We start from the raw sequence: 14,651 nt of genomic DNA on the forward strand, positions 1-14,651 counted from the left end.
CGCTTGAACAAACCCATATCTCTAAAGGTTTCGAGACTTGTAGGCTTAAAACGCCGAACCCCAGCACTGCCTAAGCAATACTGGGGGCGACTTCCTCCTTAACCGTAAAGTCGAGGGGAGGTGGAATCCAAGGATTCCCAATAAACTGAACATTGACAACCGAATAATCACGCACATGACCGTATCGGTCTATCCCTTGGGTTGCACCCCTTGGGACGTATCTCAGTCCAGTTCTTTAGTTTTTTCACAATCATGACTACTCTAACACTTTCCAGCCCCAAAGCAATGGGCTTTTATTCCCAGTCCCTCCAGGACAAGCTCTATCCTTTCCTCGGAAACGGGGAACGCTTAAGCCTTTCAGACGCTTTAGATTTAAGCGAAATTGCATCATCGGGAGCTTGGTGGACAAATCAAACTGGAGAGCCTTATTTTTTAGGCCAAATTCTCCAGCTGCATGAATCTAATGCCAGTGAGTACGCCTTCGACTCATTCGATTGTCACTCAGAGATTTTTCAAAGTATTGAGTTGGATTTAGAGGAATGGATCAGCCTTTCTCGGTGGTCAAGCGAATTAGCGGAATTAAGGCATCACGATTATAAACGTGCCACTCGCCAACTCACACCGAGCCAATTAGCAGCACCTTGGGTTGATTAATTCCACCATAAGCACCGGGTCTGACTCGGTGCTTTCTTAATCCTTTAGTTACTCAAAAGACTCATGAACTACACAAAACTTTCCCCCGAAGTTATCCCTAACTTTTCCATTGACCAAATCACCACCCGCATTGATGCCATTGACCTCTTGATTATCTGTTCATCTGCCCTTAAACAATGCCATTCCCAGGGCTATCACAGCATGGACATATCGACGGCTATCGGCTTCTCTGATTGCCTTCAAGACTCATTTTCTAATGGGTTAGATGAATCCGATGAGTTCATGAACTCGGTGCTGACGATTGACGAATGGTGGCAGTTAGCTTTCCTAGTCAGTGGTCATGCTACTGCGGTGAAGTTTGAGGAGGAAATCTAATGACCACTCAACACCAACTAGATGGCGATTTAGCCTTTGAATCCTTGGAGCATCACTGGGAACTAAACCTAATCCGAACGACTGACCTTGACCCTAATCTCATCCCCCAGGTGGCTTTTATCTTGGCGCAGGATGAATTGTTAGGCACTGCGGCCCGCACCCCTGCTCAGATAGAGCTAATGGGACGTGCGGTAGATTCCCGAACGCTTAAGCGGTAAAGGTTTCAGTCCTGTTCACTTCCGCTAAAGGCTACCTACAAGCCTATATCAAGCGAGTCTAGCCTTTAGCGGTTCTCACATCAGCGTAAGACAGTGTAAGACAAACCTCAAACCTTTATGGAGTATGAACTAGAACCAATCAGGCTACAAGGCTACACAAGACGACAGATACTCGGGTTTCTGGGTGTCTCTGACAGAAGATTTAGGCACTATTTGAGAATACTACGGACCGCTTGTCCTGATGAGTTTTCTCACCCTGTCGGCAGTGGATTCTACTCCCGAGAAAACTATCAGGCGATTAAGAAAGTCAGACAAATGTTCAGGATGGGGGCGACAGAACCCCAAGTAATCACAACACTAAGAAACGAAGGAATCTAAAGCAATGGTATTAACTTACACCGATTTGTCTACTAAGCTCAATGCAACCCCCAAGCGCCTATCTACCATTTTCACCCGCTTATTTGGTGATGTAGAGGTGAGTTTAGATGTTGCCGAACCCCATATTGCCGAAGTTCTTAAGCGGATTAAACGTGATAACTTAACCGTATTCGACGCTTGCGACGCTTATAAACTCGAAGTCACTAAACAGCACCAAACTTCCCCCTCTACCACCGCTAAAGCCTCAAATACCCCAGGTAACGGAAGCGTTAGCGCCCTCCTAGAAAGTGACCGGAAAGCGACCCGAAAGCTGTCTCAAAAACGTTACGCGGCGATCGTCCGTGAGAGTAATTCACTCCTGGCTGATTGGTTGTCTAACGGGTTGCCTGACGATGAGTTAAGCGATGAACTCGAAGGGGCAATTTTTGATAGCGACGATATGGTACTCGACGCCCTCTCAGAGGCCATTGACTCTCAGGGTTCATACTCCTACCCAAAGGCCCTCGCCCCTTCTCAACCGTCGATCGCTCACTTGCTCTTACCGTCGCATACCGAGCCTACGCCAAACATCAGCAACGGCAACGGCAAACACAGCAAATAACAACGATAACCATTCAGCCCATGCAACCCTTCTACATTTTCTAAAGGGCCCGCATGGGCTTCTAATTTGGAGAAATTATGGACAATCAACATTATGACGCTTGGGGGCAACCAATCCCCCAGGATACCCATAGAGCCTACCCTAGCGGGCATTCTGATACTTTAGTACCATCGGTCAACCAAGCAATTCAAAGCCAGAAAAAGCCCAAAATACCGCAGTTTAAAGGGTTGGGAAAACAAGCGTTAATTGCCGGAGGCGTCCTCGGTGCTTTCTGGCTTTTCTCAAGTTTAATCACCCTTTCAAGCCGTCAAAGTGTTGCTACACCCCAGCTTGAACTCGAACCCGCGCCGGTGGAAGAAACGATCGCCAATGAACCCCCACCCCTAGAGGATTTATCTAGCCGACGTAATGAAGCTTGGGAAACCGTCCGTCAAAGTTGTGGCGTAGACCTTCAGGCGATCGCAACATCCACAGAGGAAGCTATCGGCGAAGCCCGGGCTGACGCTTGGATTTTATATGCACAACAGGAGTGCATGAAATCTAAAAACTGTGAAAGTGCTTACGATTGGCTACGCCAGCAGCATGATCAACGCGGTGCAAAGATTCAATCAATCGCCCTTGCCGATCGTCTCTCAATCCGTGCCGAGCACGTTTTTGATTTCCGCAAGGCTTTATACGACCAAAGGGATATCGCAAGAGCCTTATCCCGAGGGGTCAACTCCAGAGCTTTAAGCTGGGTAGCTACGGACCAATTAAGCGACAGCATAGACGATTGTAGCGACGCGGCGAAGCGGTTTGAAAGTTTAACCAGGGCGACGATCGAGGAAGCTCAGGCTATGCCAGGAGGTGATGTTAATGAGCCTTTCTAAATTCATCTCTAACGCGGCCCTGTTAACAACCGCCCCATTGTTACTATCAGCCGGGATGTTGTATCGGTCCGGGTCCTGCGTCCGGCAGGGTGACCAAATTTATCTCCAGTTGCACAAATCCGATATGAGTCCCTTGTTTGTGTTGGGAGGTTTGGCGGCGGGGGGAATTGCGGGGTTTCAGTTTTACCAGATGAGTAGAGAGGAAAAAGGACACGGCTCGATCGCCCTTCCGGGAATTAACCCTCTGCCCTCTCTACCTCCCACCCAGACGCATCAATCAGACCCGTTAACGTCAGCGATCGACAGTGGACTCGTTAGCCTAATTGGGTCCCAAGGTAGCGGAAAAACAACGCTTGCAGCAGCGATTCTCAGAAGGAGGATTAAACAAGGGCATCAGGTTATCGTACTTAATCATCATTACGAATACGGCTCTTATAAACCTCTTAAAGTTTATGGGAAGGGTGACACCCTTAAACAGCAGTTTGAAGACATCGAAAAAGGTATTGAGTGGTTTCTATCCGAACGTGAGAAACGTTACGCCATAAGGCAAAATAAGCCACAAGCTGAGTGGTACTTCGAGTCTGAACCCATAACCATTCTTATTGAAGAGATGGGAGAATACTCCGGCAACGTTGACGCTGACTTGATGTCTAGCTTCCTAAAAACTATTGTCGCCGGAGTCAGAAAGGCTAACTTATTTGTGCTTATGGTTAGTCAGGGCGACACTTTGGAAATGTTAGGAGGTGGAAGCGCCAAAGGGTTATCGAAGTTACTCAAGGAAGGATTCATAAAAATAGAACTTACCGCTAAATCTGACCCTAGCAAAATCGGAGGTTTAGCACCAACTGGACAAGGCACGATCGCCACGAACGGAGGGGAACCAATCCCGGTTAAAATCCCTGATGTTCGCGATATGTTCCCCAAGGGTCATTGGGAGTTAGACTTTAGCGATTTAATCTCAACCCGGTCAAGTTTTGAGCTTGACGTTGAATCATCTTCTGTACCCGTCCCCGATGACGCCCTCGACACTTCAAAGCTGTTTGAGATATCCCGTAAACACGGTTGGGTTAGTGCCTCCAAAGCAAAACAATTGTGCTGGAAATTAAAACACCTAACCCCGGATCAGATGCGTGAATTGTTCTTACAATTATCTGCCAATGGTCAGGGGTATGTTCGAGGCGAGGGAGAGGGTCTGGAATGGCGGATCGAGCGAGTAGTGGACTAAGTAGAGGGCTAGAGGTTTGACCTACAACGCTTGTGCCGCATAGCTTATGGCGATTTGAGCCTTTCCTCTACCTCTAGTCACCTCTAGCAGCGTTTTTCAGTAGTAACTAACAGTAATTAAGGCTAAAAACAATGAGTGACAATAACAAAGTGACCATTAATGGAACCCATCAAAGTATCGCAGTTTGGGCGGTGACAACTATTCCCCTGTTCGGCTTTTTTGTATGCTGGTTACTCTTGTTGAGTGCTGGGGAATTTATAGACGGAGTTCAAGGGGTTGGATGCGATACTCCTACAAGTTTGGTGGACTCACCGCAGTCTATTTGGAATAAGGGCGGATGCGTCGTTAATAACGTCCGTAAGGTCATCCCGTCTCGCAATCAACCCGCAGATTCAACAGCACCTTAATCTACACGCTAAACCCCCGTTAACGAATTTAGCGGGGGTTTTTTATTGGAGGTTTTATGTCAATTGCCAGAGATGTTTTCTACTCAATTAGTGGTCTATCTTTGTTCGTGTTAACTGCCGGAACTGTTGCGAGTCCTATTGCGGGATGTTCGACAAGTTTTTGCGTTGCTCCTGTAATCAACTTAGCGGGTCAAATTGCGGGCATTAATACCCCTTCTAAGCCTTCAGAACCCGCTAAACCATCAACAGCACCTCACAGTCCCGTAACGACTCCAGATATGCGCCTTTCTATTTGTCCCCAGGGAAGTGTAGAAGCAACTGCACCGGAAGTCCCCAGCACCTTGGCACGGGAACTGGATAGAAGACTTAAGCAGGGGGTGACCTTCCGATCTCTGCCTGAATTGCAGGGGGTTTTAGGTCAACCTCGGTGCAATTTTAGGGACGGAAAAGCTATTAGATGGCGCTACCTCATAAGAGGTGGGGGAAGCATTGACGCGGTTGAGGATAACGGAAAAGTAGACATTAAGGTGACACCATGAACTCAACAGATTTAGAATCAGCCATTGCCCGCCTAGACCAAAAGATTGATGCGATCGCCAATGACCTGGACGCCCAATGGGAAGCACGGAAGGCTAAGGCAACCGAGGGTTTTGTACTTTTTGCAACGGTTGCCAGTTGTGGCTTATTAGCCTATCACCACGCCTTGCACCCGCTATTGTCTAAAGTTGCAGTCACTCCCACTCAGCAAATCATCGGGGCGATCGCACCTGACCTTGAGAAACCCGTTAAAGGTGGGGATAAAATTGGTCAATTTGTTCTAGGAGGTAGAGACTTTGGTTACCATAAACACCCGATTCATGGTTATGTGAAATTTCATAACGGGATTGATATCGGACAAGCCGGGGGACTCCCAGAAAACTCTCAACTCTATGTAGTGGGTACAGGAAAACAGACGTTAGTCGAGTGCAAGATCCAACCCAGTGGCGCGGGTCTTTATGCGGTCCTAGAACCCGATAACCTCCCTAACCGTAGCTTTATGGCCGCGCACCTTAATAAATGCGCCTTCCCCGTGGGTTCTAGCGGGTTCATGAAACCTGGGGAAGTGTTTGGTCTATCTGGAGGTGACCCGGCCAAAGGTGCGATCGCCGGAACATCCACCGGACCCCACTTGCACTGGAGTGAAAAGAAAGACGGTGAGTGGACTAACCCTAAGTTTTGGCCCTTGTTCCAAGTGTTGCACGGGTCCCTACCTAGCCCGCCGCTAAGTCGGGGAGGTGGGAATAATGGGCAAAACTAGAGAGCTTGACCCTGACGCTGGGTTTGTGTTTATGGTGACTTTGGCCCTCTTATGCGCCGGTGCTGCTATATTTTCACCTCAAATATTCCAAGGTAATTGGCAATCATTTTTAAAGCTGGGATTACCGAGTAGCTCGATCACCCCTGGAAACACCGGGGAATTGTTCAAAACTCCAGACCCTAAAACAGATTTAGGGGTGAGGGCCATTTGCGCTGCTGAGGGAAACTGCCTAAGCGATGGAACCCGAACGGCATTATCAAAGGGACATATTGACCCCGGTAACGGTGTTTGGAACCGTGGGTGGTGTAGCGACCAAGGTCGAGGTCGAGATGAGAATGAGGCAGACGTTAAGTGCCTTGAGTACGCTCAAAAGTGGTTAGAGCCTAACGCTGATGCCATTCAACATGGGCCGGAAGTTTATATAAACAGCATTGACCTCGCCAATCAGTCCTCTGTTAAGAGTGGACTCGCTGACAAATACCAAAGGGCAAAACTAGAGGGACGTTCGGGGACAGATGCGATCGCTCACGCCAGAGTTGAGGCATTCCGTAGAGGTGGAGAGTTATCAGCCGGTGGATTGTTTAAAGTTTGCTCTAACCCTCGGAATCAATTCGCTCAAAGACTCAGAGGTATGCAGCCCTATAGTGAAGCCTGGAGATATGGGTGCATAAGGCAAGACCAAGAACGGCGAGTAAAGGCTATCAATGAAGTATTAAATCAATAAAACCAAAAGACCACTAGGGTATTGCACCTTAGTGGTCTTTTTTTTATGGACGCTGGGGGGTTTTTGTGCTTGCTACTCACTTCTAAAGTTTAGCATTAGTTCCCACAGTAACATTAGAAACATAGAGCCGGAACGTCCTCTCACCATAACTCTTAATCATCTCATCGGTTATTTCACTCGGTGGAAACGGTGGTATTTGTCGCTTGATTGACCCTCTATCTTCATTGGGCATAGCATTAGGGTATAGCTTTGAACCGCTTAGGTTATAGCGGGTACTGAGTACCTGGTAGAGTTGCCGGAGTTCCGTGAGTGATCCTTTAATTCTTAAGTTCATGGTACTAACTCCCATAGGTGGGTTATTAAGCCAGATTTGAGGCGATGGCGTTGTACTTTGCCAGTGGCTTCTAATTGGGCCAGAGTAGTCTCGATCGCCTCTAGTTCTACTGAGGTTTCGTAGGTTTGATTGAGGTATTTTTGTATTGTTCGTGGGAGTCGCTTATGCACTTTCAGCGACTCCATTACCGCAGTTTCTAAGGTAACCATAGGCTAGATTGATAGATATAGAGAGGATGAATCATCGGGATCTAAGCCGACGTATTTGCTCGTAGTTACCAAGCTCGCGTGACCTAAACTATCTCGGATAACTGCTATATCCGCGCCATTCTTTAAGGCATTGTACGCATGAGAGTGGCGCAACCAATGGGCGCTGACCTTATCGGTTTCACCGGCTTTTATAGCTGCATCTTTGATTAATTTGGAGATATAGATCCGGCTCAAATGTCCATGATGTCCACCGTTCTTTTTGCGGGACACAAATACTGGGGAATCATCGGAAGCGTTAACGGGTTTGAGTTCTAGCAGTTCTAGCAGAAAAGACTCAGGGATGATTATCGTTCTGTTCTTAGTACCCTTTCCGGTGACATAGAGCTTTCCGTCCCTGAACTGTCCCCAGGTTAATGCTGACAACTCAGCAGCGCGTAATCCTGATAGATAAGCAAAGCGGATTAATAATGAGTCGCGCAAGCGTTCGGTGCTGTTAGCCATCGCCTTAATAGCTTCTACTTTCAGGCATTTTTTATGGAGTTCGTCAGCGACTTTAGGGGGTTTGATAGCCGCGCCGACGTTGAATTGGCAGTAACCAATCTTTGACGCAAAACTGCAAAGTGATTTGATTGTGTAGAGTTTTGTTTTTACTGAGCTAGGTTTTAGGTTTGGTGCGATCGTCTCTACCCAATGGAAAATATCAGCCACCGTTACGGTTTGGAGGGGTTTGTTAACGAATGCCAAAAATGCCCCTGCAACACTTTTATAGGATCCTTGGGTTCGGGGTGATTTTCCATAAAGCCAGATTTCTAGGATCCTCTCATCGGTATTGCATCCTGAGAAATTTGTTGCAAGATTGTTATCGACTAAATTGTTATAGGTGATTGCGATCATGAGTTGGTCCTCTCTTTTGCTGTTGGTATTGTACCCTGGAATCGGTGAATATTTACTTATGTCAAAAAGGCAATATTCGCCGATCTCGGTTAAGGGACTGGTTAGGTCCCTCGGTTCGGCTGATTGCTTCCCCTTGTTTACAATATAGTCTATCTGTCTAGCACTGTCTAGCAGTTGCTAGACAGATAAGTGATTCAAATCTAAAAACATAAAGGTAGATTTAGTCGTTCCAGAAAACTTATCAGTCAAATGCTAGACAAGATGCTAGACTAAAGAGGAAGTGAACGAAGGCAACGAACAATGGCGACTAAGCAAGATACAGCTAAAAAGGATCCTTCAGAGAAAGCACAGGGAAGCAAGGGGCGGGTACAGTTAAACTTCAGGATTGAGCCTGACTTTTTGGCCCGCGTTGATGCAGTAGCGGCGCGATATGGAATCAGTCGCACCGAGGTATTTTTAAGGTCAGCAAGTCTAGTTTGCGATCGCCCTGAGTTGCTACTAGGCGAGTCTAGCAGTCCGTCTAGCAACGTGCTAGACACTGACTCAATTGCTGACAGGGTAACGGCTTTAGAGGAAGTTATCCCCTTGGGACTCCCACGGGAATGCAATTTAGAGGAAGTGCTTTCTCGCCTAATTGACGAAAGGCTAAAGGCGCTAGACTTGTCTAGCAGTCTGTCTAGCAATGGTAAAGTCGAGTCTAGCACTCAGCTAGACGTAATGCTAGACAAGGCAGAGGACCCCGAAGTTTTAGAGGATATTATGTCTAGCAGTAAGTCTAGCACTTTGCTAGACAGTAGCCTTATCGAATCGTTACCGTGTAGTATCGTCACCCCTGGCAACGGACTCGAACCGATTCAATCGCCCTCTCCGGAGACTGAGGCGACTGAGGCGATCGGCAATGGGCTAGAGAACGGTAAGATTGCCGCAGTTGGCGAGTCGGCAGTAGAGGTTGAGTCTGAAGGGACTGAGGAGGCGATCGGCAACATAGAGGAAGGAATCACCGCCAACAAACTGGCAACGAAACGGTTCACTACTTCTAAAGATAAGTACCAGGCGACTCAAGTCGAACGTGCCTGGAAAAAGGAAGCTAAAGAGCCTGGGAGTTTTGCTAAGTGGTCAGCAGGTTTAGATCCTGATCACCTCCCCTGGACTCGCCGGGAGGATGGAATGTTCTATCTACTGAAATAAACTAATAAACAAACGTTTATACCCTCTTATCCCGATAGGAATAGGAGGGTTTTCTCATTTGTGCCTAAAATCGACGTTCTAGGCGGGTGGGAGTTCTAAAGGTGCATCAGCCCGTTTTAGAGGGTGGGGACGGTTAAGCATCGCTAAACTCTCATCCCAGGAGCCTAACAGCAATTGGAGGTCGGGGTCGTTATCAAAATCACCATCCCATTTTATGCCGTTACCCTCTTTTGAACGTGATGCCCTTGGACGTACCGGCGATCGCCCTAGGGTAGCCTTGTAGGTATATTTTCTTACCCGCCCATTTAGCTCAATTGTAAATTCATGTTTCTCGAAGGGTCCCTCGAATTTCTGATTGCTGATTATTGATTGTTTATCATCCATAACGGTGCTGTTATCCGCGTGTTGTTAACAGAGAGAGCGTGAGAGTGTAGCCTTTAGATTCCCTATAACCCTTTACCCGTGGGGGTTTAGCGGGTTCCAGTTGGTAGGGTCTAAGAGGTGGAGAGGGCCAAAAAGGGGTTAATTCAGCCCTTTTTGGCGTATTAGCAGGGGCAAAAAGAGGACTAATAGTGCATTAAGCTGATCAACCCTTGATTAAATCTCGGGCAATTGCCCATCATGGCGATCGGCAAAGTCGCGCAACTCAAATAATCTTTCTACTCGCCGAACGTCGCTGAGTCTACCTACTGCCTGCTTATAGGCGTCTGGGAGTTCTCTGAAAAATAGCTCGATCTGATATGCCGTTTGAGGGTCAATCCTCACCTGATCACGGCTACGCGATCGCAACTGTTGCAATTGTTGAGTCGGGGACAGCGCCTCGAATTGTCTTTTTTCTGATGGGGTGAGGGAGAGATAGAGGTTATAGGCTTCTGAGTCGTTCATTGTTCTGTTTTCCTTAAAAGTTGTTTATGGATCAGGGCCGCTAGACAGTACAGCCCTGGGAGGTGGGGGAAGTCCCCCACGGGTTAGTTCAGTGCAGGATTGAAGACCCGACAGATAAAGATCCAATCCTCACTATTTTTTAATTGGGACTCAAGTCGGTTAAGCAGTGCACAGCAAGCCTGGAAAGCCTCACCATAGGTAGAGGGCAATTTAGAGTCGTCAGCGTGAGATCCCGAATAAGTGAAGACTAGCCACTGCCACCACCGCACAAGCTCCGTAGGTTGCATATAAGGGACGGAATCACCCTTTTTAGGAAGAGGGGGACGAGGTGGCTCTTTAGAGGAGAGCTTAGGAAGTTTTAGGTTTTTGAGGGACCGATACCAGAGCTTAAGCTTTTCCTTTTGCTTCCCATTAATAGATTTAGTGGGAGCTTCTAGCAATCCAGCATCGTGCAAGCGTTCCATCACCTCCTTATCATCAAGAAATCTCTCTATATACCAGCGACACACTTCGGGGGTGGTGAACTGACCGGCTGAGTGAAACCATAAAAGCGATTGCTCCCAGAGAGCATCAAGCCACTTTTTACCCTCTCGATCTATATCCCAGTAACAATCAACCTTCATGAGCAATTGCCAAGTATTAATAGCGATCGAGGCTTCGTGTTCTTCAGGAGTGGGTGACTCAAAAAAATTAACATCACAGGCTTCATAGGCTTCACTCACCCAATTAAAAGCCTGAATTAGCCATTCTTTAGGCATCTTGACACCATTAAACGGAAAATTAGGCTTAGGGGTATTCGTTGCGCTTTTAACGCAAACAGGCGTTTTTCCCACCCCATCGCTGACACCCACACCCCCCCCCTCTGTGGGTGAGTTGTTATCTATGCCTGAAACCTTTACACCGTTAGGGTTTTGACTCATAACAGGGGGGGTGATGGGGGTAAGGTTGTTATCTATCCGGGGGGTAGATGTTATATGTGTGTTATATGTCTGTAAGTCTTTCTCTGTCTTACTTTCAGCCCCGGATATAACATTACCCACTGCTAGGGTAGGGGGGGGAGTGTCACCTACATTTTGAGGCAAACTATAGAGGGTGTAGCGCTTGTTGTTTGGTGCTGGAGTTGCACTAACGATCCGCTTATTCACAAGGCGGGAAAGATTGGTGTAAATCCCCCCTTTATTGTCTTTCTCACCCATTAACTCAAGTATTTGAGTTCCACTCAAGGGCTGATCAGGGTGTCGTTCCAAAAGCATAAGAATTCGATCTTTCATAGTGCGATCGGCTTCGGCTTTCTCTTCATTGGTGTCTACTTCACCTAAGCACTCATAGCTGTTGTCATCGGGGTTAAACTGGATTCGTAGCAATTGGCCCTCTGTATCGCGGCTATGACAATAAAGAGTACGTTCGGGGTCCCGAGGATCTATAACTAAGCGCTTAGGATTATCTGGGTCTGGTTTAGGCACTTGACGAATATTCCACATCCCCCAGACAGCACCGGCGATCGCTGAACTCCCCCGCACCTTGTCCACTCCGACAGCATCTTTATCCTTATTGTCATGATGGATAAGAATTCCAGCCGCGCCATACCGAGTAAATAGCTCCTTTAAGGTGTAGATATTATCTGCAAATTCTGCTGAATTCTCAGAGATATCTCGCCCTGCTGTAATCCGTTTCAAGCTATCGACAATAACTACATGGGGGCGGAAGTCCTCTAATTCTTTTTCGAGAGCTACCATTTGGCTAATATCCCAGGAAGTCATCACCCGCAAAAAAGGCGCGTCTTGAGAACGGAATCCCCGGCGTTGTAGTTTGGTTTTGGTGGAACTGGGAGACTCATCTACTGAAATTAAAAGCACTCGTTTCTGATCATGTAATTTTTCACCCAAAAAAGGATCTTCCCCTGTTGCTAAACAAAAGCCACAATCGACCGCTAACAGTGATTTACCGGCTTTGGGTGCGCCTGAGAGTAGAATCGTCTCGCCCACTGGCAAAAAGCCAGGAATAAGCCATTGCAACCCCTGTACTTCCATTTCCATAAACTCTGCAAAGTCCATAGATTGTACTTTGGGAGTATTTTGGGAATGGTTAAGGTGGTTAATTGCCTTATCTAAATCTTGAGAGCGGATCCGCCAATTGGCACATATCTCATTCTTAAACCGGATGTATTTGATAAAGTCAGTTTCAGCCGCTAAAGCCTGGAGATCCATCTTAAAAAGGAAGTCGGGGTCTTTCTTAAGCGCTTCCTCTTTTGCTGAGGCTAAAGATACCACCATCGCCGCATTAAGGTGTTGTACGATGCTCTCCTGATTGTCCATATAATCCTCTACTAGATCGGCGATATCTTCCCCTTCAGGAATGTCTAAAAACTTACCCAAATTAACTAAGGGTATTTGCCATTTATGACAGTATCCTGTCACGTCATTTAACTTTTTGGTTCCGGCGTCGTCGTTATCGGGGATGATAGCTATCCCTGCGATTCCTGCATTTTTCAGGCGTATTAAAGCCGACTCCTGCTCTGTTGCTTTAGCGCCCCCAGTAAAAGTTATCCCGACGAAACCGAGGGACCTCACGGCATCCGTGCATTTTTCCCCTTCTACCCACAGAACCCACTTCCCTTGTCCATAGGCGATCGCTTCCCCCTCTTTATAGGCGGGCCAGGAATCATCACCCTTTTTAGGGATTGTGTTGCCGTTGCTGTCGGTATGATGCGGGATGAATAGCTTTTTGCGACCATCGTCATAATCGGTACGTTCTACCCAATGGGTCTCACTGTATTGATAAGTCGTTAGGTATCCCCCTGGCACTTGTTTTCTGAGTGACTTCAGGGGAATTTTTGGCAAAGTCGCAAGGGTTCCGCTCTCGGGCAATGGTGCGGGTTTAGTCGGCTTCGAGATTGAGCGTCGTGCTTTAGTCGGGGTGTAGTCTGGATCTTTCTTCCCGTACTTTTCAGGCGCGATCGCCTTGATAATCTCAGCACGGCTGCAATCGTTTGTGTAGCAGGTGAATATAATTCCATTTTTGGAGCTTACGGATAAATCATTGCCACCACACACAGGGCAAATATATTTATCCTTTCCTTTAGCTTTGGTGAGTCGGGATGAGTAGTCATTGAGATCTACGAGTTCTCTGGTAGCCATTACTTAGACCCTCCAAAAAATGCAGGATCCAAGATGATCATCACAGAAGTTTTTGGAAGCTCTGGGAGAGATTCAGCATCGATTCCCAGGTAGTCCAGGGTTTCCTCAGTTAATGAGTGCGCTAATATCCCGCACCGGGTGCAACGGAGTACGGCAGCATATTCGGGATGACGAAAAAACTGTAGATCGGAATGGCCGCAATCTTTGCAGCCTCCTGTGTTGTATCCAGCACGTCGCCGTGCTATAATAGTGCTATGTTTCGATTTCATTCTCGGGAGACCTCATATTATTGATGGGTCCCGCCTCTCACTAAGCCGAAAAATCTATGATTAAAGCTGTTGCGCGTATGCTAGACTAGAGACAAGAAAAAAAGATTTCAACTTTAGATCAGATTTGTCGAACCCAGGTAAGAAGCGGGGTCGGCAAATTTTTTTGTGCCTATAACCAAGGGGCCTAGGACCAAAAAGAATTTACTTCTACTGATAATATACCATAAACTCAGGGACTTGGTGAAATTCTAAACTCTACAAACCTCCTCTAAAATTCTAGTTGCACCCCTGAAAACACAAATACCACAAAGATATCAAGTGTTTTTTCTTAACAGTTAGCTCGATAAGCGCTTAACATTAACGTTCGGAAACGTTAATCAACAAACGACGCAGGCATTAACGAAACCCCTAGAAGCCACCACTACAGGCAACCCTAGGGGTCCCGCATAATGCGGCAATCTTGGCGGGACGTTGGCGGGTTGTTGGCGATCGCCCTGGACTACTTTGGGGACTCATCCTCGGTTATCTCCATCAACTCATCCGGAGTGCAATCGAGGGCGTGACAGAGTGCTGTAAGAGTGCTGACAGTAACCTGCTTTGGGGTTTCGTTCCGTAACTTGACGATCGCACCATAAGTTAAGCCAGTTTTTTCGGCTAACTTTCGGGCGGATATATCTCTATCTGCCATAACGACTTTTAATTTCCACCGCATACCCATAGATCTACTGGCTACTGCTCCTAACATTTTTCTTTATTCCTATATCTACCAACACTACCATTATAGGCGCTTTCGGGGCCATTGGCTACCCCGTGGGTAAATTAATATTTACAGACTGTTGACAGATATCGACAGCCTATGTTAATGTAGTTACAGGTCGAACAAACCACCAAGGGACCCAGCGGAGTGAACCGCTTGAACAAACCCATATCTCTAAAGGTTTCGAGACTTGTAGGCTTAAAACGCCGAACCCCAGCACTGCCTAAGCA

At 47.2% G+C, this 14,651-nt stretch carries 18 protein-coding genes; 11 read left to right on the forward strand and 7 right to left on the reverse strand.

Annotation, left to right across the window (positions count from 1 at the left end; genetic code table 11):
* Nucleotides 1-252: 252 nt before the first annotated feature.
* From NG792_RS28105 to NG792_RS28150, 10 genes are all read left to right on the forward strand, one after another.
* Entirely contained in the window at nt 253-654 is a 402-nt protein-coding gene (locus NG792_RS28105; RefSeq protein ID WP_261237688.1) for a hypothetical protein, read from the forward strand.
* A gap of 63 nt (nt 655-717) precedes the next feature.
* Complete coding sequence (locus NG792_RS28110) at nt 718-1,029, forward strand: hypothetical protein (RefSeq protein ID WP_261237689.1); 312 nt, start codon at nt 718-720, stop codon at nt 1,027-1,029.
* On the forward strand, nt 1,029-1,247 hold the full coding sequence (locus NG792_RS28115; protein ID WP_261237690.1) for a hypothetical protein: 219 nt from the start codon (nt 1,029-1,031) through the stop codon (nt 1,245-1,247). Before NG792_RS28110 ends, NG792_RS28115 begins: the two co-directional genes overlap by 1 nt.
* A 382-nt stretch (nt 1,248-1,629) precedes the next feature.
* A complete protein-coding gene (locus NG792_RS28120) occupies nt 1,630-2,226 on the forward strand; it encodes a hypothetical protein (RefSeq protein ID WP_261237691.1) in 597 nt (198 codons plus the stop codon).
* A 77-nt stretch (nt 2,227-2,303) separates the two neighbouring features.
* On the forward strand, nt 2,304-3,095 hold the full coding sequence (locus NG792_RS28125; protein WP_261237692.1) for a hypothetical protein: 792 nt from the start codon (nt 2,304-2,306) through the stop codon (nt 3,093-3,095).
* On the forward strand, nt 3,082-4,320 hold the full coding sequence (locus NG792_RS28130; protein ID WP_261237693.1) for a helicase HerA domain-containing protein: 1,239 nt from the start codon (nt 3,082-3,084) through the stop codon (nt 4,318-4,320). The genes NG792_RS28125 and NG792_RS28130 overlap by 14 nt, the downstream gene beginning before the upstream one ends.
* A gap of 131 nt (nt 4,321-4,451) precedes the next feature.
* Nucleotides 4,452-4,727, forward strand: coding sequence for a hypothetical protein (locus NG792_RS28135; RefSeq protein ID WP_261237694.1), 276 nt, complete (start codon nt 4,452-4,454; stop codon nt 4,725-4,727).
* Nucleotides 4,728-4,783: 56 nt separating this feature from the next.
* Nucleotides 4,784-5,266 carry a hypothetical protein gene (locus tag NG792_RS28140; RefSeq protein WP_261237695.1) on the forward strand — a complete coding sequence of 161 codons (483 nt, stop codon included), beginning with the start codon at nt 4,784-4,786 and terminating at the stop codon, nt 5,264-5,266.
* A complete protein-coding gene (locus NG792_RS28145) occupies nt 5,263-6,024 on the forward strand; it encodes a M23 family metallopeptidase (RefSeq protein WP_261237696.1) in 762 nt (253 codons plus the stop codon). Before NG792_RS28140 ends, NG792_RS28145 begins: the two co-directional genes overlap by 4 nt.
* On the forward strand, nt 6,011-6,748 hold the full coding sequence (locus NG792_RS28150; protein ID WP_261237697.1) for a hypothetical protein: 738 nt from the start codon (nt 6,011-6,013) through the stop codon (nt 6,746-6,748). The genes NG792_RS28145 and NG792_RS28150 overlap by 14 nt, the downstream gene beginning before the upstream one ends.
* Nucleotides 6,749-6,830: 82 nt before the next feature.
* On the opposite strand, the gene NG792_RS28155 is transcribed toward NG792_RS28150, so the two are convergent.
* From NG792_RS28155 to NG792_RS28165, 3 genes are read right to left on the reverse strand one after another with little or no spacing between them, the layout of a single operon-like run.
* Complete coding sequence (locus NG792_RS28155; protein ID WP_261237698.1) at nt 6,831-7,082, reverse strand: hypothetical protein; 252 nt, start codon at nt 7,080-7,082, stop codon at nt 6,831-6,833.
* Nucleotides 7,079-7,291: a hypothetical protein gene (locus tag NG792_RS28160; RefSeq protein ID WP_261237699.1), complete on the reverse strand. Its 213-nt coding sequence runs from the start codon at nt 7,289-7,291 to the stop codon at nt 7,079-7,081. Before NG792_RS28160 ends, NG792_RS28155 begins: the two co-directional genes overlap by 4 nt.
* 3 nt (nt 7,292-7,294) lie before the next feature.
* Nucleotides 7,295-8,185: a tyrosine-type recombinase/integrase gene (locus NG792_RS28165; RefSeq protein ID WP_261237701.1), complete on the reverse strand. Its 891-nt coding sequence runs from the start codon at nt 8,183-8,185 to the stop codon at nt 7,295-7,297.
* A 300-nt stretch (nt 8,186-8,485) separates the two neighbouring features.
* On the opposite strand from NG792_RS28165, the gene NG792_RS28170 reads away from it, so the two are divergent.
* Nucleotides 8,486-9,373 (forward strand): hypothetical protein, encoded by an 888-nt coding sequence (locus NG792_RS28170; RefSeq protein ID WP_261237702.1) that lies wholly within the window; start codon nt 8,486-8,488, stop codon nt 9,371-9,373.
* Between the two features lie 78 nt (nt 9,374-9,451).
* Here NG792_RS28170 and NG792_RS28175 read toward each other — a convergent pair whose 3' ends face one another.
* From NG792_RS28175 to NG792_RS28190, 4 genes are all read right to left on the reverse strand, one after another.
* Nucleotides 9,452-9,757, reverse strand: coding sequence for a hypothetical protein (locus NG792_RS28175; RefSeq protein ID WP_261237704.1), 306 nt, complete (start codon nt 9,755-9,757; stop codon nt 9,452-9,454).
* Between the two features lie 213 nt (nt 9,758-9,970).
* Nucleotides 9,971-10,258 carry a hypothetical protein gene (locus NG792_RS28180; RefSeq protein WP_261237706.1) on the reverse strand — a complete coding sequence of 96 codons (288 nt, stop codon included), beginning with the start codon at nt 10,256-10,258 and terminating at the stop codon, nt 9,971-9,973.
* Nucleotides 10,259-10,341: 83 nt separating this feature from the next.
* Nucleotides 10,342-13,395, reverse strand: a complete 3,054-nt coding sequence (locus NG792_RS28185; protein ID WP_261237708.1) for an AAA family ATPase — start codon at nt 13,393-13,395, stop codon at nt 10,342-10,344.
* Between the two features lie 768 nt (nt 13,396-14,163).
* Nucleotides 14,164-14,409 (reverse strand): helix-turn-helix domain-containing protein, encoded by a 246-nt coding sequence (locus tag NG792_RS28190; protein ID WP_261237709.1) that lies wholly within the window; start codon nt 14,407-14,409, stop codon nt 14,164-14,166.
* Between the last annotated feature and the right edge of the window lie 242 nt (nt 14,410-14,651).

Origin of the sequence: Laspinema olomoucense D3b, from assembly GCF_025370785.1 — a bacterium.
GTDB lineage: Bacteria > Cyanobacteriota > Cyanobacteriia > Cyanobacteriales > Laspinemataceae > Laspinema > Laspinema olomoucense.

Bases quoted from the DNA above. Each gene is read 5' to 3' on its own strand.
- NG792_RS28105 (WP_261237688.1), top strand. From the start codon at position 253: ATGACTACTCTAACACTTTCCAGCCCCAAAGCAATGGGCTTTTATTCC.
- NG792_RS28110 (WP_261237689.1), top strand. From the start codon at position 718: ATGAACTACACAAAACTTTCCCCCGAAGTTATCCCTAACTTTTCCATT.
- NG792_RS28115 (WP_261237690.1), top strand. From the start codon at position 1,029: ATGACCACTCAACACCAACTAGATGGCGATTTAGCCTTTGAATCCTTG.
- NG792_RS28120 (WP_261237691.1), top strand. From the start codon at position 1,630: ATGGTATTAACTTACACCGATTTGTCTACTAAGCTCAATGCAACCCCC.
- NG792_RS28125 (WP_261237692.1), top strand. From the start codon at position 2,304: ATGGACAATCAACATTATGACGCTTGGGGGCAACCAATCCCCCAGGAT.
- NG792_RS28130 (WP_261237693.1), top strand. From the start codon at position 3,082: ATGAGCCTTTCTAAATTCATCTCTAACGCGGCCCTGTTAACAACCGCC.
- NG792_RS28135 (WP_261237694.1), top strand. From the start codon at position 4,452: ATGAGTGACAATAACAAAGTGACCATTAATGGAACCCATCAAAGTATC.
- NG792_RS28140 (WP_261237695.1), top strand. From the start codon at position 4,784: ATGTCAATTGCCAGAGATGTTTTCTACTCAATTAGTGGTCTATCTTTG.
- NG792_RS28145 (WP_261237696.1), top strand. From the start codon at position 5,263: ATGAACTCAACAGATTTAGAATCAGCCATTGCCCGCCTAGACCAAAAG.
- NG792_RS28150 (WP_261237697.1), top strand. From the start codon at position 6,011: ATGGGCAAAACTAGAGAGCTTGACCCTGACGCTGGGTTTGTGTTTATG.
- NG792_RS28155 (WP_261237698.1), bottom strand. From the start codon at position 7,082: ATGAACTTAAGAATTAAAGGATCACTCACGGAACTCCGGCAACTCTAC.
- NG792_RS28160 (WP_261237699.1), bottom strand. From the start codon at position 7,291: ATGGTTACCTTAGAAACTGCGGTAATGGAGTCGCTGAAAGTGCATAAG.
- NG792_RS28165 (WP_261237701.1), bottom strand. From the start codon at position 8,185: ATGATCGCAATCACCTATAACAATTTAGTCGATAACAATCTTGCAACA.
- NG792_RS28170 (WP_261237702.1), top strand. From the start codon at position 8,486: ATGGCGACTAAGCAAGATACAGCTAAAAAGGATCCTTCAGAGAAAGCA.
- NG792_RS28175 (WP_261237704.1), bottom strand. From the start codon at position 9,757: ATGGATGATAAACAATCAATAATCAGCAATCAGAAATTCGAGGGACCC.
- NG792_RS28180 (WP_261237706.1), bottom strand. From the start codon at position 10,258: ATGAACGACTCAGAAGCCTATAACCTCTATCTCTCCCTCACCCCATCA.
- NG792_RS28185 (WP_261237708.1), bottom strand. From the start codon at position 13,395: ATGGCTACCAGAGAACTCGTAGATCTCAATGACTACTCATCCCGACTC.
- NG792_RS28190 (WP_261237709.1), bottom strand. From the start codon at position 14,409: ATGTTAGGAGCAGTAGCCAGTAGATCTATGGGTATGCGGTGGAAATTA.